Consider the following 21,071-nt stretch of genomic DNA (forward strand, 5'->3'; position numbering starts at 1 on the left):
GGCGTTGGCCTGGTGCCGCCGCCACGGCATGATAGTGACCGGTGGCTCCGATTGCCACGGCGATTTTATCCCGCATCGCCGCCTGGGCGAACCGGTGGTAACGACCGAAGACTTGTGGCTGGGGCCGCTGGTGGCAAAGATAGGCTGAGCGGCGAAATTTTTTTGTTCAACCTATTGCATAGCGGGGAAGATGGCTTTAAAATATAGTCTCAGTTAGCAATTTTCGTTGGCGGGAGAGGATGATGAAGAAAATGAGGAAGGGGATTTCCGTTATCGGCGTGCCGATGTGGCTAGGCCAGACGCGGTTTGGCGCCAACCTGGGGCCTGATGCCATGCGCGCGGCCGGTTTGGTGACGCGGTTGAAGGGGCTGGCGTACCGCGTCAGCGACGAAGGCATATCGCGGTCGGTACGAAAGCGCCCTACAAGCGTCAGAACAAAATGCTGAAAAATTTGCAGCCAATCGTCGCGGCGAGTGAAAAAGTAGCGGCCAAGGTATCACGCACGGTGGCCGCCGGACGGTTTCCGCTCATCCTCGGCGGCGACCACAGCATCGCCATTGGCACGCTTGCCGGCATCTCCCGCCATTACGCCAACCTGGGCGTAATCTGGTATGACGCTCATGGCGACCTGAACACTCCGGAAACTACTCCCAGCGGCAACATCCACGGCATGCCGCTGGCTGCCAGCATGGGCCTGGGCCATCCGGCCTTAACCGGGATTGGCGGTTATGTAGGCAAAGTGAAAGCGGAAAATATCGTGATGATTGGCATTCGGGATTTAGACCCCGGCGAGCGCCTGCTTATTGCCGAACGGAAAATCCGGGTATATACCGCCGATGATGTTAGTCGCTTAGGTATTGCGCGAGTAATAGCTGAAACGGTTGATTATCTGTCTGCCCGATGCGATGGCGTTCATCTCAGTTTTGACCTTGATGGCATTGATCCGCTGGAAGTTCCCGGCGTAGGTACGCCGGTGGCGGGTGGTATTAGCTATAGCGACAGCCTTGCTGCGCTTGTCCTGCTGCACCAATCAGGCATCATAACGTCGGCCGAGTTTGTCGAAGTCAACCCGCTGCTTGACCGGGACGACCGCACCGTGAGCGCCGCTTTGGCTCTGGCCGGCGCGCTCTTTGGCGAGGAGGTTGACAGTGAGGGGACTTGCTGGCCGGCAGTGGCGACATCGTCGGTCACCGCCTCAGCGGCCAAACGCTAATATGATTATGTAGCAAAAGGGGAACCCTGTAAATGCAGGTTTCCCTTTTTGGTTATATTGGAAAGACAAATGGTGATGAAGTATAAAATTTTTCTGATTTTCCTTTATAATAGAAGTATGGCAGTATTTACCCTAGGAGTGATCGTATGCGCGAGTTTGAAATCAATACGCCGGCCGAAGGCTTTATTGATATAACCGATTTGGTTGCCGCCGCGGTTGAAGCTGCTGCGGTGCAGCAGGGGCTCTGTCAAATTTTTGTGCCCCATACTACCGCGGCGGTTACAATTAACGAAAACGCTGACCCCGACGTTGTCCGCGACATGCTGGCGGCGCTGGCGGAAATGGCGCCGCGCCTGCCTTACCGCCATCGGGAGGGCAATTCGCTGGCTCATGTTAAGAGTTCACTTTTAGGGTGTTCCGTGACGGTGCCAATCGTGGCTGGCAGGCTTTGGCTGGGCAGGTGGCAGGGTATTTATTTTTGCGAGTTCGACGGTCCGCGCCGCCGTAAATTTGTTGTCAATATTGTGGGTGCTTAGCATGTTTGTCGCCGTGTGCATCATTGACCTTTTTCTGCCGGGCGCCGGGTCATTGAAAGGCAAACGCCAAATTCTCAAAAGTATCATAGAGCGCATTAAGGCCCGTACCAATGCGTCGGTGGCCGAGACCGACGCCCAGGATCTTTGGCAGCGTGCCGTCATCGCCGTGGCGATGGTGAGTGGTGACAAGGCGCTATTAGAGCGGCAAATTAGCATTATCCGGCGGATTGTGGAAGACAACGCCGAAGTGGAACAAGTAGATTTTACTGTGGAATATCTATAACCGGGAGGGCAACAAGGGCGATAAGAAGCTGGTTGAAGCTGGTTGATGCCGAAATGATATTCTTGCTGGTGGCGTCTTTCTGGGGGATAAATCCGCCAATTATGAAGGTAGGGCTGGCTTATCTCCGGTAAGCGTGGCGATTATAAACGCGGCTATGGGAAAAATTACATTTGACGGCTCGCGTTTACTATGTTATAGTAGAGCAAGTTCAGTTTGCCGCCACAGGCATTTGCCTTCGCATTCCAGTCCTTTCTCTGCACTGGCATTGGTAATTTTGTGGCTAATTCTGAGATCAGTAATTGCCAATACAGTTTAGGGGGGAGGCAACAAAATGATGAGTGTTGAAAAACAGGTGAGAAAGCTGTGCAAGCAGCTCATTCGCCTTGGTTATTACCCGTTCCAGATTCGCAGCATGATGCAGGAGGCCATCGGCACCGTTATCATGGATGACATGGATGAACAACAGCAAAAGCGACTAGTGAACGTATTGCAAAAATATGTGGAACTGGGTAATGACTTTCTGTTAAGCTACAGCAAATAAAAACTCCCTTCTGCTTTGGGCAGAAGGGAGTTTTTATTTGCTACCCGTTGCGTACTACCCTGAAAAATCAGTGACTTCAAGTTGGAAAATATAGGGAACCACAGAGGACGCGGAGAAATTTAAATTATTATATTCTTCGCGTGATAGATATCACGCGCTCTGTGTCCTCTGTGGTTAAACTTCAATGTTTTCATGCTTTGTGATGCCAATTATTGGCATGGATATCTTTGCGTCTTTGGCAGTTTCAACATTTCTTTAAATTTATGATGGAAATATTTTATGAACAATGATATAATGAAGGAAAAGTTTCATAATGCAAGGAGGGAGTGAAATGGATAACGTTTTTTACCGCAATTTGACCAAAACGTATCTGGAAGTCGATTATGGCGAAGGCATTTACCTGTACGACAAGGACGGCAACCGTTACATGGACGCCTGTTCAGGGGCGGCGGTGTCCAACCTCGGCCATGCTCATCCCCGCGTGATTAGGGCTATGACCGAGCAAGCCCAAAAGGTGGCTTTTAGTCATTTATCACGCTGGACCTCCGGACCGATCAAGGAGCTGGCTGACCTCGTGGCCAGCCTCGCACCTGGTTCGCTCAATAAGCTCTATTTAGTATCCGGCGGTTCGGAGGCCACTGAGGCCGCGCTTAAGATGGCTCGCCAGTATTACCTGGAACGGGACGGCAAAACGGGGAAGTACCGGGTGATTTCTCGCTGGAAGAGTTTCCATGGCAATACGATCGGGGCCTTGTCCATGACCGGTGACAAACGCCGCAAAAAATACACACCACTATTATTGAACTTTCCCCATGTTGCTCCGGCGTACTGCTACCGCTGTCCTTTCGGCAAAGAGCAGGAGACATGCGCCGTGGAATGTGCCCTGGATCTTGAACGCGTCATCAAGCTGGAAGGCGCCGACACCATTGCTGCCTTTATCGCCGAGCCGGTAGGCGGAGCGGCCTGCGGCGCCATTGTGCCCCATAAGGATTATTTTAAAATCGTCCGTGAAATTTGCGACCACTACGACATTCTGCTGATCGCCGACGAAGTCATGACCGGGTTCGGACGGACCGGCGCAATGTTCGCCATCGAGGATTACGGTGTCATACCCGACATGATTTGTGCGGCCAAAGGCATGAGCGCCGGTTACTCGCCTCTCGGCGCCGTCATTGTCAAAGATGAAATTTACGAGACTTTCAAACAGGGTTCGGGCATTTTCGTTCACGGGCACACTTACGGCGGCAATCCCCTCTCGGCAGCGGTAGCCGTAGCGGTCATCAGAACTTTAATCGAAGATAAGCTTGTCGAAAACTCGCGGGTTGTTGGCAGTTATCTTCTGGAGAAGCTGCGGGAAAAGCTGCAGCCATTCTGGTTTGTCGGCGATGTCCGCGGCAAGGGTTTGATGCAGGGCGTAGAAATCGTCAAAAACAAAGCGACGAAAGAACCGTTTCCTGCTGCTTTGGGGTTGGCCGAAAAATTAACGGTCACCCTGATGAAGCATGGCGTTGTCGTTTATCCCGGCAGCGGCAATGCCGACGGGGAAAACGGCGATCAATTCCTTTTGGCGCCGCCGCTTATCATCACCAAAGAACAGGCGGACGAATTAGTTGAGGCTATGGTGGCCGGCTTTGCCGAATTTGACAAGTCAATTTCCCAGTATAAATAAAGGAGAATAGCCGACATGGAAAAGCTGATTGTTACCGTTGCTCCTACCGGCAATGTGCCAACAAAAGCAATGACGCCTTTCGTTCCGGTTACGCCGGAGGAAATCGCTGAAGATATTGCGGCTTGCTATGAAAAGGGAGCAGCCGTAGCACATATTCATGCCCGTAACGAAGAGGGCAGACCAACTCACGAAATCAAGTTTTTTGCCGAAATTCTCCGCCGCCTGGACGAAAAGGGCTGTCCCATTATTCGGCAAATTTCCACGGGGGCCCGGGCCGGCAAAACCGCCCAGGATCGGGCCGAAGCCCTGGCGCTTAATCCGGCGTCTGCGAGCCTCGCGACAGGGTCGTCCAACTTTCCCACATCCGCCAATGTTAATGATCCCGCGTTGATTGAGTACCTGGCGAAAATCATGCTGGAGCGAAATATCAAGCCGGAGCTGGAGATATTTGATACCGCCATGATTAATAATGCCGTCCAGCTGCACAAGGCCGGTCTTCTTAAGGAACCGCTGCTGTTTAATCTGGTGCTGGGGGTAAAGGGGTCGCTGCCGGCCACGCCGAAAAACCTCTTTTTCCTGGTGGAAAGCCTGCCGCCCAATTCCGTCTGGAGTGTGTCGGTGATTGGCCCGCAGCATGTGCCGCTTTCCATGATCGCCATGGCTTTAGGCGGACATGTTCGCGTCGGGGTTGAGGACAATATTTATTACAGCAAAGGCGTACTGGCTACCAATGTCACCCTTGTCGAGCGGATTGTGAATATTGCCAAGGCAATGGGCAGGGAAATCGCCACACCGGACGATGTCAAGCGAATATGGGGAGTGAATTAAGAGCAAAGCAGCCCAAGGGTAATCCTGGGCTGCTTTAGTCATTCGGAATGGTATACCCGGTAGCTTTCCCATACGGCCTCCATCTGGCGCAGTACGTCCGCTGTCTTGGCGCTGTCGCGAGCGCCTACGGCCAGAATTAAGGCGTTAATGAGGCTGAGTGGCGCGGCAAAGGAATCGATAAATGAGATTTGCTGGCTGCGGGCGGTCAGGACATGATGGCTATACGGTGCCAGCGGCGAAGTAAGCGAATCGGTTATGGCAAGGACGCGTGCCCCATTTTCCCGGGCATATTTTAAGCCTTCAACTGTCTGTCTGGTATAGCGGGGAAACGAAATGCCGATCACCAAATCACCCGGGCCGGCCGGCCTGATCTCCTCAAAAAAGGTTCCCACGCCGTGGATGAGGCGGCTGTTTTGTAAAAGGAGCTGCAGGTAAAAATGGAGGAAATAGCCTAACGCTGTGGCGCTGCGTAAACTAACGATGTAAATATTGCGGGCCTGGATGATTTCATTGACGGCTTTTTCAAAGTCGGCGCTGGTAACTTCCTCCATGGTTAATTGAATATTGCTGATGTCGGTGCTTAACGCTTTATGCGGCAGATTGGTTTGCCCGTCCAGCAACGCCAGCCGCAGCCGCTCCACTGTCGTAATTTTATTTTTAACCATGTCCTGCAAAGCCTGTTGGAGTTCGGGGTACCCTTTGTAGTTTAGCGCTACGGCAAAACGGATGACGGTTGCTTCACTAACGCCGAGTGTTTGGCCGAGCTCTTTGGCGGTGAGAAAAACGGCTTTGTCGTAGTGATCCAGGAGATATTCGGCGATTTTTTTATGACTGGCGCTCATGCCATGGTAATGTTCCTGTATGTTTTTGACCAAGGAATGTTTCATGTGTTATTCACCTCAGACAAGCGTTTATCGTTATCATTATACCGGATATAGGGAAAACAATGAACAACTGAAACAGCCAGGTGTCGGCTATATTGGCAACCGATATTTTGAAAAATTTTTTCTAAAAATAATCTAAAAAAAATGCGCGATAATACAACCATAGCCCCCATAAAAATATCAAACAGGGAAAGGATGGTTGGATTTCAATGAACAAACCCCAAAAATGGCTGCTAGCAGCCAGTGTTGCTACGGTGTTTGCGGCAAATGGCCTAGTTCTGGCTGCCATACCGGCAGAGCGCCAAGACGCTGCAGGCGGTGCCCAATATGCTTTTGTAAACAAAGAGGGTTTTGAGCACCAACGGGAGATGGGACATTTCTGGCGCAACAACACTGCCCTGCTTGAATTGCTGAATATAGACGCAGCAACCTTAAAGAGCGAGCTCAAAGCCGGCAAATCACTGGCGACTATCGCCGGGGAGCACGGTGTTTCCGAGCAAACGCTTAAAAATTTTTTAGTCAACCAAATAAGCCAACGCCTTGACGAAGCAGTAAAGGCCGGCCGCCTGGATGCCGACAAGGCCGCGAAGATGAAAGCTGGGCTTGAGCCGCGCGTGACGACCATGATCCACCGTGAAGGACTATTGCATAATGGCCATGGCCCGATGCATCGGCTCGGCATGTTCCAAAATCCCGAGTTGTTGGCACTGCTAAAAATTGATGCGGAAACATTGCGTGCCGAGCTGAAGGCCGGTAAGACGTTGGCCGCGATTGCCGAGGAACATGGCGTTACCGCCCAGGAACTTAAAGACTTTTTGGTGAGTGAAATGTCCAAGAAAATTGATGAAGGCGTAAACGCCGGCCGCATTTCGGCCGAGAAAGCGGAAAAAATAAAGGCTAATCTGCCTAGCCGGGTTGCTGACCTGATTAACGGCCAGTATCCCAAGCACGGCCATAAGTTTGGCGGCGATAAATAATCGGCAAGGGTGAGGCAACAGGTGCTTGCTCGGCAAGCGCCTGTTGCCGTTGTTTCTACTAAGGCTTTTTGCCTATCACGCTGGTAATCTTTTGACCGGTGGCACCTAATCAAGAAAGCTAACTTGAGCATGATTTTGCTAAGGATTGGTTGAATATACCTAACCAAGATATTTGCGTCAGGGATGGTGGTTCAGGTGAGAATTCTCGTGGTTGAAGACGATCATGCGCTGCGCGAAGCCGTCGTTGCGCTCTTAACCGAAGAAAACTACCTTGTCGATGAAGCAGCAACCGGGGACGAGGGGTTATATTTAGCCGAACAGGGAATTCATGATCTGCTGGTGCTGGACATTATGCTGCCGGAAATTAGCGGTTTGGAAATCATCAAAAGGGTACGTGCGACCGGGCACACCATGCCGATTTTGCTATTAACCGCGCGGGATAGTGTGGCTGACCGCGTCAACGGCCTTGAGACCGGCGCCGATGACTATTTAACAAAGCCCTTTGCCATCCCGGAACTTTTAGCCAGGATAAAGGCTTTGCTGCGGCGCAGCGGCAACCTAGGGAAAGACGGGAAAATAAGTTATGGCGGCGTGGTGATCGATGGCAAGCTGCGGGACGGTTTTGTCGAAGGCCAGGCATTGGGGTTAACTGCCAAGGAATATGAACTGTTAGAGTTTCTAATGTTAAATAAGGAACAGATTTTAACCAGAGAGCAAATTTTTGACCGGGTATGGGGATTTGCTTCGGAAACCACGATCAGCGTGGTTGATCTATATATCCATTACCTGCGCAAAAAGTTAGCCTCTTTCGACCGGGACAACCTAATCCAAACCATCCGCGGCGCAGGATTTATGCTTAAGGAGAAATAAGTTATGTTTCAGCGGACGCTACGCCGGTTGTCAATAATCAACTCGGTGGTATTTTTGCTGATCTTTTTGACCTTTGGTGCCGTGCTGTACGGGTATGTGGCTTACCGGCTTTTTGATAAAGTTGATGATGCAATGCGGTTTAAAGCGGAAAACTTTAAAATCGTAAATGGGCGTGCCATTCTGCCAGGACGGGTCCGGTTTTTATTTGATCCGCGCATCATTATTTTGGTGCGCGACAGCCAGGGGCGGGTTACCAGTTCTTTTCCCAGCGAGGTTGCCGAGCTGGAGCGTCTTGCTGCGTTGGCTTCACAGGTCGATGCGGGGAAAGTCCACATTAGCGAAGTTGACAGCCATGCTTACCGACTTATTAGCCTGCCATACCGGTATGAGGAAAATGTCCTGCAGACCGAGCGCGGGCCAATTGTCGTAAAAGACGTCATTGCCGTGAGTATCGTCGATTCCGAGGTCGCCTTACTCCGCAACCTTTTTATGATTATTGTCAGCGGACTGGTTATCGGGATGCTTATTATTATCATGGCAGGATATTACTTAGCCAGGCGGGCGATGGTTCCCATTCAGGCGGCCTGGGAGAAGCAGCAGCAGTTTGTGGCCGATGCTTCTCATGAATTGCGCACACCGCTAGCCGTAATAAAAAGCAATGCTGAACTTATGCTGAGACACCCTGACCATACCATCGAAGATGAAAGTATCCGGGTTACCAACATCGTCAGGGAAGTCAGGCGGATGACAAGGTTGGTTGCCGATTTGCTCACTTTAGCCAGGGCCGATGCTAATCAGTCTGAGCTGCAACTGGGTGCGGTCAGCTTAAGCGAGCTGGTCGATGCTGTTAGCGAACAGTTTAAACCGCTGGCCCAGTTGGAAGGACATACCCTGACCGTGGCGGTGTATGAACAACTAGAACTAGTGGGCGACCGGGAACGGCTATATCAGTTGCTGGTCATTTTATTGGACAATGCCGTAAAATACACGCCGCCTCCCGGGCATATCTTAATCACCGGGGTCAGGCAGGGCAGCCATATTCTGCTAACGGTCGAAGACTCCGGGCAGGGGATACCGCCGGAGGATTTGCCGCGTGTTTTCGACCGGTTTTATCGGGGCGATAAAGCCCGGTCACGGGAAAAAGGCGGAACCGGTTTAGGACTGGCGATTGCCAAGTGGATTGTCGAAAAGCATGGAGGCAAAATATGGGTGGAGAGCAAGGTCGGCGTAGGGACAAAGTTCAGTGTGCTTTTGCCGGTAAAATTTATTAAAAGAGTTTGAGCAAGGTTAATTTCGGCCATCGGTTTTGGTACCGGTGGCTTTTGTTTTAATAGGTGAGCCGTTTTCTAAAAAAAATCTAAAACTTATCCCGCATAATAAAGTCAATCCAAGCGACCAGGGCGGTTGGATTGGCCGTATGTAGACCAGTATTAGACAACCAGGGGTAAGCACCAATAAAACTTAGCCGAACTGAAAGAAGGAGGCTGCTAACGATAATGCGGCTAAAAAATAAGGCAGCTGTTATCACTGCCGGTCTAATTATTTTGCAACAGTCATTCTTGTTCGCCGCGCCGATCAAGCTGTCGCTGGCCGAAAGTATTGATTTGGCTTTAAAAAATAACCCGGCGCTCCAAATAGCGCAAGAAGACAAAGAGCGGTCGCTGTGGGGGGGTTAGTGAAGCCAAAGCAGGAAAGCTGCCGAGCATTTCACTTGGCAGTAGTTACAGTTTTCAGGACCGGGGCGCTGATGCACCTGGCCAAGACGCCTAAATAGCAGCTTAAGAATGAGCTGGCAACTTTACACCGGTGGTCGGACCAAAGCGCAGATTAAGCAGGCTGAGCTTGGCGTTACCACCGCATTGGCGCTCACTCAGGCCAAGACCAATCATGTTCAAGCCCTCTACGATTACAATGTTAATAAAGCCAGATTGGATAAAGCGATAGGCTTAGCAACAGAGTTGAGAAAATGACGGAGGTAAATATTATGCGAGAAGTGTGGCTGAAAACTAAGCAGCATAAAAAGTGGCTGCTCCTCGGGCTGGGCGGTCTGGCCGCAGTTATCGCCGGTTTATTCTTCGCGCAAGGCGCCGGCAAGATGTCGGCGGCTGCGCCGCAACAAGTTATCCAGGTGGAACGCGGCGACATTGTTGCTACCGTGGCGGCAACCGGCACAATCAAACCGGTAAATATGGTTGATATAAGTTCAAAGATAACGGCGCAAATCAAAGAGGTAAAAGTGAAGGAGAACGACCAAGTAAAGGCTGGCCAGGTTCTCGTCATATTAGAAGACAGCGGGCTGCAGGCCCAGGTAACTCAGGCCAAAGAGCGGCTTGATAATGCCGCGGTCAAATATGAGCGAATCGCCAGGCTGACCGCCATCGGCGGCGCATCAAAAGAACAGCTCGATACTGCCCGCATGGACTACAATATTGCCAAGGCAAGCTACGACGAAGTTATGTCAAAACTAAGCGAGGCCGTGATAGTTTCGCCCATTGACGGCACGGTGATCGGCAAACCGCTTTCCGCCGGAGAAATGGTGACCCAGGGTGTTAACAACCCGACCGTAATTTTGACGGTGGCCGATATGTCGAAAATGCAGATCGAAGCGCAGGTGGACCAAACCGATATTGGTAAAGTAGCGCTTGGCCAAAAAGTCACCTTTACCGTTGATGCTTATCCCGGTAAAGAGTTTACGGGTACGGTGGCTACCATTTCCAAAAAACCGGTCGTCCAGCAGAATGTCACCTACTATCCGGTGACTATCGACGTTAATAATGCGGAAAACTTGCTAAATCCCGGGATGGTTGCCAGGGTGTCCATCACGGTCAGCGAAAGGAAAGGCGTGGTGACATTGCCGCTTTCGGCGATACGGACAGATAAAACAGGTAAGTATGTTATCGTTATCGGTGATAACGGCCAGACCCAAAATGTGCCCGTCACCACCGGCAGTGTTGGCGATGACCGGGTAGAAATTACCAGTGGGCTCAAGGAGGGTGATAAGGTCGTCGTATCGCTGCCGAAGACGCAGGCACAAGGGCAAACCGGCGGCGGTCAACAAGGACGGCCTTCCTCCAATCCGCTTAACATGATGCGCCGCATGTAAGGAGGCCGGGAAATGGGGATTGAGTTATCTGATATAACCAAGATCTACCAAATGGGCGACACACCGGTCGCCGCCCTGGCCGGCGTGACCTTAAAGATTCGGGAAGGCGAGTTTACTGCCATCATGGGGCCGTCGGGTTCAGGTAAATCGACATTAATGAATATCTTGGGCTGCCTGGACCGGCCGACAAGCGGGTCGTATTTGCTCGATGGCCAAGAAGTATCGTCGCTGACTGACGATGAACTGGCGCTGACCCGGAATAAAAAGATTGGGTTTGTCTTTCAGAACTTCAACCTATTGCCGCGGATGTCGGCTATCGACAACGTAGCCTTGCCGCTTGTTTATGCCGGTGTCGGTGTTAAAGAACGACAGAAACGAGCAGCGGCGGCATTGGCTGCCGTTGGGCTGGAACACAGGATGAACCACTTACCGAATGAGTTGTCAGGTGGTCAGCGCCAGCGGGTTGCCATCGCGCGGGCGCTGGTAAACGAGCCGTCTATTATTATGGCCGACGAGCCTACCGGTGCCCTTGATACCAAGTCAGGCAATGAGGTAATGGAAATCTTTCAAAGCCTCAACTCCTGCGGACGGACGATTATCCTGGTAACCCACGAGCCCGATATTGCCGCCTACGCCAGAAGGGTGATCCACGTCCGGGACGGGCGCATCGTCCGGGATACAGAAAGGGATGATTGATGTGTTGTGGGAAAGCGTAAAGATCGCCTTAAATGCATTGGTCGCCAACAAATTGCGCTCGGTCCTTACCATGCTCGGCATTATCATCGGGGTAGGCGCGGTCATCGCCATGGTTTCCATCGGCCTGGGCGTGCGGGATAAGGTGCAAAACTCGATTGCCAGCCTCGGGAGCAATCTTATCATTGTTACTCCGGGGGCGGCTTCGTCTTCCGGTGTCCGGCAAGCGGCGGGGACGAATACTACGCTGACGCTGAAAGATGCGCAGGCCATTGCCCGTGAGGTTCCCGGCGTAAGTGCGGTCGCTCCCAGCGTCGGCCGGCAGTATCAGGTTGTTGCGGGCAACCAGAACTGGACTACCAACGTCCAGGGAACAACCCCGGAATATATGGATGTCCGCAATTTAAGCGTCCAGAGCGGCAGCTTTATCACCCCTGAAGATGTGGCAGCAAGAAATCGCGTTGCCGTTATTGGCTCGACGGTTGCCGGCAACTTGTTCGGCAACGGAAATCCGGTCGGCCAGAATATTCGTATCAATAACGCCCCGTTTAAGGTGATCGGGGTCTTGGAAAGTAAAGGCCAGTCGGCCGGGGGCCAAGACCAGGACGATATTGTTATCATTCCCCTTACCACTGCCCAAGAGCGGCTGATGGGGATTACGTATATCCAGACCATCAGTGTACAGGCGGCCAGCGCCGATGTTATCGACCAGGTTCAGGACAGTATCACCGGCCTGTTGCGGTCGCGTCACCGCATTACGCCTGACAAACCGGACGACTTTACGGTGCGCAACCTCGCCAGCGTAATGGCCACAGCCCAGGAAACGACTGCTACGATCACCATGCTGCTAGGCAGTATAGCGGCGATTTCCCTCGTGGTCGGCGGTATTGGCATTATGAACATCATGTTGGTATCTGTCACCGAACGGACGCGGGAAATTGGCATCCGTAAGGCGTTAGGGGCAAAATATTCTAATATCCTTATGCAATTTCTGATTGAGGCGGTCGTTATCGGCGTAATCGGCGGCGTTATCGGCATCGCGCTGGGTATAGGCGGTTCTTACGCAATTTCCTCCTTTGCCGGCTGGAATACCGTTATCACTCCGTTGCCTATTTTCGTGTCTTTTGGTTTTTCCGTCGGCATCGGTCTGTTCTTTGGGCTGTACCCGGCCCGCAAGGCGGCACTATTGAATCCCATTGACGCGCTAAGGTACGAATAGAAAAGAAACAAAACCCCTGCCATAGTGATGTTGTCTAAACCTTTAGAAGTGGAACTCCCCGGTAGCGATCGACGCAACCGGGGAGTTGTCTTAGCTAAGGCGTTTTCTGACAAAGCGGCCGATGCGTTCGAGGGCTTCGGCAAGATTGGCGGCCGAGGTGGCGTATGAGCAGCGTACATAGCCTTCGCCGCTGTCGCCGAAGGCGTTGCCGGGTACCAGCGCAACTTTCTCTTCCTTTAAAAGCGTTTCGGCGAAGGAGAGGGAGTCCATACCGGTTTCTTTGATGGATGGGAAAATATAGAAGGCGCCTTTTGGTTCAAAGCAGGTCAGGCCCATCTCCCGGAAACCGTTAAGCATTAGGCGGCGGCGCCGGTTGTATTCGGTCACCATCTTGTCTACGCTTGCCTCGCCGTTTTTCAGCGCCTCGATGGCGGCCACCTGGGCGGTGATGGGCGCGCACAGCATGGTGTACTGGTGGATTTTTGTCATGGCGGCAATGAAGTCAGGGTTGGAACAAGCGTAGCCCAGCCGCCAGCCGGTCATGGCATAGGCTTTGGAAAAACCGTTGAGCAAAATGGTTCGGTCCCGCATATCCGGCAGGCTGGCGAAACAAGTGTGCGTGCCTTCGTAAGTCAATCGGCCGTAAATCTCGTCGGAAATGACGATGAGGTCGTGTTTTTTGACAAAGGCGGCAATCTGCGCCAGTTCCTCCCGGGTCATAACCGCGCCCGTGGGATTGTTGGGGTAGCCGATGACCAACACTTTGGTGCGCGGGGTGATGTAGGCTTCAAGCTCAGCTGGCGTCAGGCGGAACTCGTTTTCGATGGTGGTAGGCACCGGGATGGGTTTGCCGCCGGCAAGGGTGACGCAGGCCTTATACGAAACATAGCAGGGCTCGGGGACAAGCACTTCGTCGCCGGGGCTGAGGACAGCCCGCATCGCTAAATCGAAGGCTTCGCTCACGCCGACGGTGACGAGCACTTCTTTCCGCGGATCGTAGGTCACCTGGTAGTCGCGCGCGAGCAGCCGGACGATTTCTTCCCGCAGCTCCAGCAGGCCCAAGTTGGATGTATAGGCCGTATAACCGCGGTGGAGACCGTGGATGCAGCTTTCGCGGATATGCCAGGGGGTGATGAAGTCCGGTTCGCCCACCCCCAGCGAGATGACGCCCTTCATTTCGGCCACAATGTCGAAAAAGCGGCGGATGCCTGACGGCGGGATAGATTTGACGAGCGGAGAGACGCGGTCAGCCCAGGTCATGGCGTCACCGCCAATCTCCGGTCTTCTTCCCGGTCTTCCAGGATAACTCCGGCTTCCTTGTACTGCTTGAGGATGAAATGGGTGGTGGTACTCACAACGCCTTCCATCGTGGCCAGTTTGGTGGCGACAAAGCGGGCCACTTCCTTCATGTTTTTCCCTTCGACGATGACGGCCAGATCATAGGCGCCGGACATGAGGTACAAGCTGCGCACTTCCGGGAACCGGCAAATGCGTTCGGCAATCGCGTCAAAGCCAACTTCCCGCTGCGGTGTGATACGGACGTCAATCAAAGCGGTAACGGTGTCTACGCCGGCCTTTTCCCAATTGATAAAGGTGTGGTATTTAAGAATGACCTTTTTCGCTTCCAGATCCTTAAGCGCCGCCGCAATTTCCCCGACCGGCCGGTCCAGCATGGCGGCCAGCTGCTCGACCGTTAGCCGGTGGTCTTTTTCCAGCAGTTCTAATAGTTCTTTCATTAGCAAAACCTCCTCTTTACCAAAAATAAAAAGTTCCCGTCCCTTCAAGGACGAGAACTTTGGTTCCCGCGGTACCACCTATATTAGCCGGCAAGCGTCCGGCTCCCTTTGATCCTGTTAACGCCAGGATACGGTCAGGCTTACTTTGTCCGTTCGGCCCGACGGCTCCAGGGTGGCTTTCTGGCTGCGGCCTTTCGCCGGTTTCCACCAAGCCCGGCTCTCTGTCGAAAGAAGCGGCGGCCATACTCTCCCCATCATCGCCTGCTATGTCATTTTTGCTTATATGGTACCACAGGCGGCACCGGGTATGCAAGAGAGGACTTTTGTCTTTTTTCATGGGGAAAAAGTGAAGTTTAAATGTAAACTTGTAAACAGAAGGGCCGGTGGTGAAAAATGCCTTATACGCGGGCTAAGCGGTGTATACAGTATTTTGTCGCCCGCCGGCAGCGTTGACAGACGGGTGACTGTTTAGTACAATTTCACAAATTATGCAAAAGGGAGTAGTGATATGCAAACAGTACAAGGGCAGACAAAAATAAAGCGCGACGGCTTTTCCTCCGGGCTGGCCGTGTTTTTCGCCACGTTGGGTTCGGCCGTTGGGCTTGGCAACATCTGGAAGTTTCCCTATTTGACCGGGCAATACGGCGGCGGCGCCTTTCTCATGGTTTACCTGGTATGTATTCTCCTGGTTGGCCTGCCCGTCATGCTGGGCGAGTTTTATATCGGCCGTAAGGCACGCCGCAATGCGGTGGGCGCCTTTGCAAAGCTGGCGCCGCGAACGGCGTGGAAGCATACCGGAACCTTAGCTGTGCTGGCGGTGTACCTCATTATGTTCTTCTATAGTTGTGTGGCTGGCTGGGTGTATTTTTACCTCTTCAAGGCGCTCCGCGGCGAGTTCGCGCAAGTATCGCTCGAGACGGCCAAAGCGCAGTTCGGCAATGTCGTTATCGGTCCGTGGTCGCCCATAATCTGGCAGGTTATCGTCATGGTCGTTGTCTCCGCCATCCTGATGCTGGGTGTGCAGAAGGGCATTGAAAAGATTACGAAAACACTAATGCCGCTCTTATTCATCCTCATTTTGATTTGTGATATCCGTGCGCTGACTTTACCCGGCGCAGCCGAGGGCCTCAATTTCCTCTTTCAAGTCGATTTTAGCAAACTGACGCCGACCGTTATCCTTACCGCGTTGGGGCTGGCGTTTTTTAAGCTATCGCTCGGCATGGGGGTTATGATTACCTATAGCAGCTATTTTACGGCCGATACCAACTTTTTGCACTGCTACGAAAGTAGCTCTTTCCGATACGCTGGTTTCCATGCTGGCCGGTATCGCCATTTTCCCCACGGTGTTTTCCTTTGGCATGGAACCGGGCGCCGGGCCGGGACTGCTGTTCATGACCATTCCGCTGGTGTTTTCCAAGATGCCCTTCGGCAATGTATTGCTCGTAGCCTTCTTTTTCCTGACCTCAATCGCCGCGACGACAGCCATGCTGTCGCTGGTTGAGGTGCTGGTGGCCTATCTTGCCGAGGAGCACGGCCTATCGCGGCGGATGTCCGTACTGGTAAACGCGGTCATCATCGTGGCCTTTGGGGCCTTAGCCGCCTTGTCGGTGGACAAAGCCAGCCTGCTCGGCCATATCACGATTTTCGGCAAAGGGTTCTTCGACCTCTTTGACTATATTTCTTCCAATATCCTGCTGCCGGTAGGCGGCCTGCTGGTTGCCCTGTTTGTCGGCTATGCAGCCGACCGGGAAGATGTAAGGCGGGAACTGACCAACCGGGGCGCCCTCCGGGTAGCCGGACTGGTCGACCTATTCTTCTTTGTTATCCGCTATGTAACCCCGGCGGCGCTGATAGTGGTCTTCTTAAACTCGGTCGGGGTAATCGGGTAAAAATTTTACAAGGCGTAACCATAAGCAAGGGGGATGCCCTTGCTTTTTTTGTCGGCAGAATGTGGTAAAATAAGCGTGAAATGATTAAAGCCCGCTTACGCCGGTTGGCGCCGGTGGGCATACTATAATCACTGGTAAAGAGAAAGGAGAATAGCTATGGGCAAACTGGACTTTATTTACAAGCGCCGCAGTGTGCGCAATTTTCTGGACGCCGACGTTCCCGCCGATGACCTGCGGGAAATCCTCAAGGCGGCCATCTATGCCCCGTCAGGGAAGAATTTGCAGAACTGGCATTTTGTCGTGGTGAAGAATAAGGCAAAAATTGCCGAAATGGCACAGATCGTCGAGCGGAAAAACGCCGAGTTGGCCGAGCTCTTGCCTAGCGAGGAAAAGCGCAAAGCTTTCCGCGGCATGGTGGCTTATCATACCGTCTTTAAGAAGGCGCCTGTTGTTATCCTCGTCTATGCCGGGCCCTATCCCACTTTGGCTACTGACCTGGCCGAGGCCAAGGCAGCGCCGCTCGATCTCATCCATGCGCTAGCCCGGCCCAATCCCGGCGTGCAAAACATCGCCGCCGCCATGGAAAACTTACTGCTGGCCGCCGCCAACCTGGGTTACGGTACCTGCTGGATGACGGGACCGACCTACGCCGCCGAGGAAATTTCTAAGCTTGTCGGCTTTACCAAGCCTGGCTACTATTTGGCGGCCATGACGCCGCTCGGCGTTCCGGCCGATGACAAGGGGACCAACCCGCCACGTAAACCACTTGATGAAGTTGTGACATTTATCGAGTAAATAGTGAAGGCACAGAGCAGCGCTCTGTGCCTTCACCGTCGTTCCTCCTTTGGCAATTTTGGGTACTGCCTTCACAGCATAGACGGTTTGCCCGGGTTTATTACTCGAAAAATACTTTTTACCGGCTTTTGTATAAAAAGGAAAGAGCGGGGCAAACTAGCGGTAATTGCCAACGGCCTTGACGCCGGCGGTATTTTTATTTAGTATTAAATAAGAACATTCTTATTAAGACAAAAGACTGATGCGAGGAGAAGAATTATGCGTAAGATTGCCCATATGTTGCTTGCTTTGGTACTGGCAGCGGCCATGCTTGCGGCCGGGGGGTGCGGCGGTCAAGCCAAGACCGAGCAGGCCAGCGGCGTTGCCAAAATCAAGGTGGTCGCAACCGTTTACCCTGTTTACGAGTTTACCCGCCAGGTAGGAGGCGACAAAGTGGAGGTGGCGCTCTTGGTTCCGCCCGGCGCCGAACCGCACGACTGGGAACCGAAAGCCAAGGATGTGGCGCTGATCAAGGGCGCCAAACTGTTACTCTATCACGGCGCCGGCCTGGAGCCGGCGGCTAAGCTGCTGTCCAAAGAGATACTCGGCGATGTGTCGGCCGTGGCCGTCAGTAAAGGCATACCTTTGCTGGAAGGTCATGACGAAGACGCCTATGCCAAGAACGGCCATGCCCATAGCCACGGCGGCGACCCTCATGTCTGGCTTGATCCCGTCTTGGCCCAACAGGAGGTGGACAATATCGTTCAGGCTTTGGCGGCCATCGATCCGGCCAATGCCGACTACTACCGCCAAAACGGCACCCGCTTTAAGGACGAACTTGGCAAGTTGGATGAGGAGTACCGTCAGGCTTTGGCAAAATTGCCGGGCCGCGATATTGTCACCAGTCATGCCGCCTTTGGCTATCTTGCCAAGCGTTATGGGCTGCGGGAAATAGCGATTATGGGACTTGCACCAGACATCGAACCGACACCGGACCGCATGGCTTCCATTGTGCGCTTTTGCCGCGAAAATAAAGTAAGGTACATTTTCTTTGAAACGGTCGTCAGCCCGAAATTGGCCGAGACAATTGCCCGGGAAACAGGGGCAGGGCTGCTCATACTCAATCCGCTCGAATCACTGACCGAGGAAGAGCTAAAGCAGGGTAAAAATTATCTTTCGGTTATGCGCGACAACCTGGCCAATTTGCAGAAAGCCTTGGCCCAATAAGGCAAAGCAACCGGGATTGCTACCGGCAGGCGCTGTATCAGGCGGCATGCCGGTTTTTTATGTAAGTATATTTTTTAACCACGAAGGACGCAAAGATTAATCATGCCAATAAATTGGCACCACAAAAGCATGAAAATAGTTATTCAACCGCGGAGAGCGCGATTTCATCGCGCTAAAGTAAAAAATATTCTCCGCGGTTCTATAATATAAATTCAAGCGCGACAACCGTCACGCGCGTAGCCCGTTGCGGCCTTAGCGGCCTTTGCGGTTTTGCCCAAAAGGCGTACTTACACTTTTGCGGGAAGATAGCAGGGTTTCGCCCCGGCAGCGGCGAAAGTTGGCGGAGACGAGGTCTGCTGGCAGAAAAGCAGGGCAACTTGACCAGAAAGGAGTATAAAGATGGAATTTTTGTGCGCTAAGTGCCAAAAAACTTATCCAATCGGTGGCCTTCAGTATAAGTGCGAGTGCGGCGGCCTATTTTCCCTGAAGAAAGCGCCTGGGGAACGCGTGCCAATCACCGTGTCGCTCGGCGAAGTTGTAACCCCGATTATCAAGCGCTGCTTCGGTGGGGTCGAAGTTAACCTGAAACTGGACTACTTTATGCCGACCGGCTCATTCAAGGACCGCGGCGCCTTTATCCTCATCAACGCCATTAAAGCGGCCGGCATCACCGAAGTAGTCGAAGACTCTTCCGGCAATGCCGGTGCGTCCATTGCCGGTTACTGCGCCGCTGCCGGCATCAAGTGCAACATTTACATCCCGGAAAGTACGTCGCCGGGCAAAATAAAACAGCTCAGCGCCTATCAAGCCAATGTGGTGAAGGTGCCGGGCTCGCGTGACGACACGGCCCGCGCCATCCTTGCCGCCGCGGAAACCACTTATTACGCTTCCCATGTCTACAATCCTTTGTTCTTCGAGGGGACAAAGTCGATCGCCTACGAAATCTACGAACAGGTGGGGATACCTGACTATGTCGTCGCGCCGGTTGGCAACGGCACGATGTTGCTCGGGCTTTATCTTGGCTTTAAGGAGCTTGGCAGGCTGCCGCGCCTGCTCGCCGTCCAGAGCGTGAGCTGCGCGCCTGTCTACCGCAAGTTCCACGGCTTGGCGCCGGCGCCGGCGAGTAGCACGGTTGCCGAGGGCATTGCCGTACCCACGCCCATGCGCATAGACGAAATTATCGCCGCGATCCGGGAAGCGGACGGTGATATCATAACTGTTACCGATGACGAAGTTGTCGCCGCTCACGAACAACTGGGGGCCATGGGCATATATGCGGAAGCGACGGCCAGTGCGGTGGTGGTCGGTGTGCAGCGGTATTTTAAGCCAGAAGAGGCGCACGGCCTGAACATCGTCGTACCGCTGACCGGGACGGGACTGAAGAAGTAATGGACCAGGTACGCGGACGGTTTGCTCCCAGCCCGACCGGCGAAATGCATTTAGGCAATGCCTGGACAGCGCTTTTGGCATGGTTGCAAGTGCGCCGGCGAGGCGGCGTGATGGTGCTGCGGATCGAAGACCTAGACCCTGACCGGTCCCGGCCAATCTTTACGGCGAAGCTTTTAGACGATATGCGCTGGCTGGGCCTTGACTGGGACGAAGGGCCAGATGTGGGTGGCCCCTATGGACCCTACCGGCAAGATGAGCGGCGGGACCGCTATGAAGCGGCTGTTGCCAAACTGACCGCCGCCGGGCTGGTTTATCCCTGCTACTGCAGCCGGGCGGAACTCCACTCTGCCGCCAGCGCTCCTCATGCCGGCGAACACGAATTTGTCTACCCCGGCACCTGCCGGCACCTCAGCGATGATCGGGCCGAGGCGCTCCGCCAGGCCGGCCGGCGTCCTGCGCTGCGCCTGCGCGTGCCGGACATGAGTATTTCTTTTATTGACGGTGTCCATGGAACGGTTACGCAGAAATTGGCGGTCGCCTGCGGCGATTTTATCATCCGCCGCTCGGACGGGGTTCATGCCTATCAACTGGCGGTGGTCGTAGACGATGGGGCCATGGGCATCACCCATGTGCTGCGCGGCGACGACCTGCTAGCCTCCACTCCCCGGCAGCTACTGCTGTATCATCTGCTAGGCCTGACGGCGCCGGCGTTTACCCATGTGCCGCTGCTCTACGGGATGGACGGACACCGCTTGTCCAAACGGCAAAAGGATTTGTCGCTGGCGGCGCTCAGAGCGCGCGGCGTAAGCCCCCGTGCCATCGTCGGTTATTTGGCTTGGAAGGCATGTCTTTTGCCTGAGTACCGGCCAGCGTCGCCGGCCGAACTGATTGCCGCTTTTGACGAAAAGGCTTTGCCGGCCGGACCGATTTTCGTTTCCGATGATTTAGCCGACTTTTTGCTGAGGGAGAGCAAGGATGAATGATTTGCCGGCGTTCAGGGCAGTCCATGTCCTGCGCGACACTATTGAACGCATGTATGACGATGCGGCCAAGCAATAGCTGTTTTTTGCAGAAGAGACCTCAAGACTGTCACAGTCGTCGGGGCTCTTTTTGCCATGATAATAAAGTCCGGCAGAGCAAGACTTATGCGCGTCAGCGGCGGCTTGTTTCAACTTATTTTGACAAAAGTATGACCTGCATCACATGCAGAGACGAGGGAAGCGGGTATGATAAAAGTAAA

The 21,071-nt window shown here is 53.3% G+C and carries 23 protein-coding genes, 1 pseudogene and 1 other annotated feature; of the genes and pseudogenes, 21 read left to right on the forward strand and 3 right to left on the reverse strand.

Annotated features, from left to right (window positions below; genetic code table 11):
• The first annotated feature begins 251 nt into the window (after positions 1-251).
• The 7 genes from TCARDRAFT_RS16070 (at position 252) to TCARDRAFT_RS12215 (ending at position 5,070) form a co-directional block, all read left to right on the forward strand.
• Positions 252-446 (forward strand): hypothetical protein, encoded by a 195-nt coding sequence (locus tag TCARDRAFT_RS16070; protein WP_232199133.1) that lies wholly within the window; start codon positions 252-254, stop codon positions 444-446.
• Complete coding sequence (gene rocF / locus TCARDRAFT_RS12190; protein ID WP_007290287.1) at positions 440-1,213, forward strand: arginase; 774 nt, start codon at positions 440-442, stop codon at positions 1,211-1,213. Before TCARDRAFT_RS16070 ends, rocF begins: the two co-directional genes overlap by 7 nt.
• A 146-nt stretch (positions 1,214-1,359) precedes the next feature.
• Positions 1,360-1,749, forward strand: a complete 390-nt coding sequence (locus TCARDRAFT_RS12195; protein ID WP_007290288.1) for a secondary thiamine-phosphate synthase enzyme YjbQ — start codon at positions 1,360-1,362, stop codon at positions 1,747-1,749.
• 1 nt (position 1,750) lies between these two features.
• A complete protein-coding gene (locus tag TCARDRAFT_RS12200) occupies positions 1,751-2,032 on the forward strand; it encodes a DUF503 domain-containing protein (protein ID WP_007290289.1) in 282 nt (93 codons plus the stop codon).
• A gap of 331 nt (positions 2,033-2,363) precedes the next feature.
• Positions 2,364-2,573 (forward strand): hypothetical protein, encoded by a 210-nt coding sequence (locus TCARDRAFT_RS12205; protein ID WP_007290290.1) that lies wholly within the window; start codon positions 2,364-2,366, stop codon positions 2,571-2,573.
• 331 nt (positions 2,574-2,904) lie between these two features.
• Complete coding sequence (locus TCARDRAFT_RS12210; protein ID WP_040683411.1) at positions 2,905-4,242, forward strand: aspartate aminotransferase family protein; 1,338 nt, start codon at positions 2,905-2,907, stop codon at positions 4,240-4,242.
• Between the two features lie 15 nt (positions 4,243-4,257).
• A complete protein-coding gene (locus TCARDRAFT_RS12215; protein ID WP_007290292.1) occupies positions 4,258-5,070 on the forward strand; it encodes a BKACE family enzyme in 813 nt (270 codons plus the stop codon).
• 38 nt (positions 5,071-5,108) lie between these two features.
• Here TCARDRAFT_RS12215 and TCARDRAFT_RS12220 read toward each other — a convergent pair whose 3' ends face one another.
• Positions 5,109-5,957, reverse strand: a complete 849-nt coding sequence (locus TCARDRAFT_RS12220) for a MurR/RpiR family transcriptional regulator (RefSeq protein WP_007290293.1) — start codon at positions 5,955-5,957, stop codon at positions 5,109-5,111.
• A gap of 206 nt (positions 5,958-6,163) precedes the next feature.
• Between TCARDRAFT_RS12220 and TCARDRAFT_RS12225 the strand changes: the two genes are divergently transcribed.
• From TCARDRAFT_RS12225 to TCARDRAFT_RS12260, 8 genes are all read left to right on the forward strand, one after another.
• Complete coding sequence (locus TCARDRAFT_RS12225; protein WP_007290294.1) at positions 6,164-6,931, forward strand: hypothetical protein; 768 nt, start codon at positions 6,164-6,166, stop codon at positions 6,929-6,931.
• Positions 6,932-7,138: 207 nt separating this feature from the next.
• Entirely contained in the window at positions 7,139-7,801 is a 663-nt protein-coding gene (locus TCARDRAFT_RS12230; RefSeq protein WP_232199134.1) for a response regulator transcription factor, read from the forward strand.
• Between the two features lie 3 nt (positions 7,802-7,804).
• A complete protein-coding gene (locus tag TCARDRAFT_RS12235; RefSeq protein WP_007290296.1) occupies positions 7,805-9,082 on the forward strand; it encodes a sensor histidine kinase in 1,278 nt (425 codons plus the stop codon).
• A 215-nt stretch (positions 9,083-9,297) separates the two neighbouring features.
• Positions 9,298-9,477 (forward strand): hypothetical protein, encoded by a 180-nt coding sequence (locus TCARDRAFT_RS12240; protein ID WP_040683412.1) that lies wholly within the window; start codon positions 9,298-9,300, stop codon positions 9,475-9,477.
• Positions 9,478-9,585: 108 nt separating this feature from the next.
• Positions 9,586-9,771 (forward strand): hypothetical protein, encoded by a 186-nt coding sequence (locus TCARDRAFT_RS12245; RefSeq protein ID WP_040683413.1) that lies wholly within the window; start codon positions 9,586-9,588, stop codon positions 9,769-9,771.
• A gap of 14 nt (positions 9,772-9,785) precedes the next feature.
• Positions 9,786-10,904, forward strand: coding sequence for an efflux RND transporter periplasmic adaptor subunit (locus TCARDRAFT_RS12250; protein ID WP_007290297.1), 1,119 nt, complete (start codon positions 9,786-9,788; stop codon positions 10,902-10,904).
• Between the two features lie 12 nt (positions 10,905-10,916).
• A complete protein-coding gene (locus TCARDRAFT_RS12255; RefSeq protein WP_007290298.1) occupies positions 10,917-11,600 on the forward strand; it encodes an ABC transporter ATP-binding protein in 684 nt (227 codons plus the stop codon).
• A gap of 1 nt (position 11,601) precedes the next feature.
• Positions 11,602-12,816, forward strand: a complete 1,215-nt coding sequence (locus TCARDRAFT_RS12260; protein ID WP_156784703.1) for an ABC transporter permease — start codon at positions 11,602-11,604, stop codon at positions 12,814-12,816.
• A gap of 90 nt (positions 12,817-12,906) precedes the next feature.
• On the opposite strand, the gene TCARDRAFT_RS12265 is transcribed toward TCARDRAFT_RS12260, so the two are convergent.
• Together TCARDRAFT_RS12265 and TCARDRAFT_RS12270 are read right to left on the reverse strand one after the other, a co-directional pair.
• Entirely contained in the window at positions 12,907-14,076 is a 1,170-nt protein-coding gene (locus TCARDRAFT_RS12265) for an aminotransferase class I/II-fold pyridoxal phosphate-dependent enzyme (protein WP_007290300.1), read from the reverse strand.
• The gene (locus tag TCARDRAFT_RS12270) at positions 14,073-14,552 is read right to left on the reverse strand and encodes an Lrp/AsnC family transcriptional regulator (RefSeq protein WP_007290301.1); all 480 of its coding nucleotides are present in this window, start codon (positions 14,550-14,552) and stop codon (positions 14,073-14,075) included. Before TCARDRAFT_RS12270 ends, TCARDRAFT_RS12265 begins: the two co-directional genes overlap by 4 nt.
• A 43-nt stretch (positions 14,553-14,595) precedes the next feature.
• Positions 14,596-14,819, reverse strand: a binding site (T-box leader).
• 241 nt (positions 14,820-15,060) lie between these two features.
• Here TCARDRAFT_RS12270 and TCARDRAFT_RS16235 point away from each other — a divergent pair.
• The 6 genes and pseudogenes from TCARDRAFT_RS16235 to gluQRS form a co-directional block, all read left to right on the forward strand.
• Positions 15,061-15,762: pseudogene (locus TCARDRAFT_RS16235) on the forward strand (sodium-dependent transporter); the annotation flags it as partial.
• A gap of 103 nt (positions 15,763-15,865) precedes the next feature.
• Positions 15,866-16,441 (forward strand): sodium-dependent transporter, encoded by a 576-nt coding sequence (locus TCARDRAFT_RS16240; RefSeq protein WP_007290303.1) that lies wholly within the window; start codon positions 15,866-15,868, stop codon positions 16,439-16,441.
• Positions 16,442-16,597: 156 nt separating this feature from the next.
• Positions 16,598-17,236, forward strand: coding sequence for a nitroreductase family protein (locus TCARDRAFT_RS12285; protein WP_007290304.1), 639 nt, complete (start codon positions 16,598-16,600; stop codon positions 17,234-17,236).
• Positions 17,237-17,494: 258 nt separating this feature from the next.
• Positions 17,495-18,442, forward strand: a complete 948-nt coding sequence (locus TCARDRAFT_RS12290) for a metal ABC transporter substrate-binding protein (RefSeq protein WP_007290305.1) — start codon at positions 17,495-17,497, stop codon at positions 18,440-18,442.
• A gap of 399 nt (positions 18,443-18,841) precedes the next feature.
• Positions 18,842-19,831, forward strand: a complete 990-nt coding sequence (locus TCARDRAFT_RS12295; protein ID WP_007290306.1) for a pyridoxal-phosphate dependent enzyme — start codon at positions 18,842-18,844, stop codon at positions 19,829-19,831.
• Positions 19,831-20,814, forward strand: coding sequence for a tRNA glutamyl-Q(34) synthetase GluQRS (gluQRS, locus tag TCARDRAFT_RS12300; RefSeq protein ID WP_007290307.1), 984 nt, complete (start codon positions 19,831-19,833; stop codon positions 20,812-20,814). The genes TCARDRAFT_RS12295 and gluQRS overlap by 1 nt, the downstream gene beginning before the upstream one ends.
• Positions 20,815-21,071 lie beyond the last annotated feature (257 nt).

The sequence above is a fragment of the Thermosinus carboxydivorans Nor1 genome, assembly GCF_000169155.1.
GTDB classification, from domain to species: Bacteria; Bacillota; Negativicutes; order Sporomusales; family Thermosinaceae; genus Thermosinus; species Thermosinus carboxydivorans.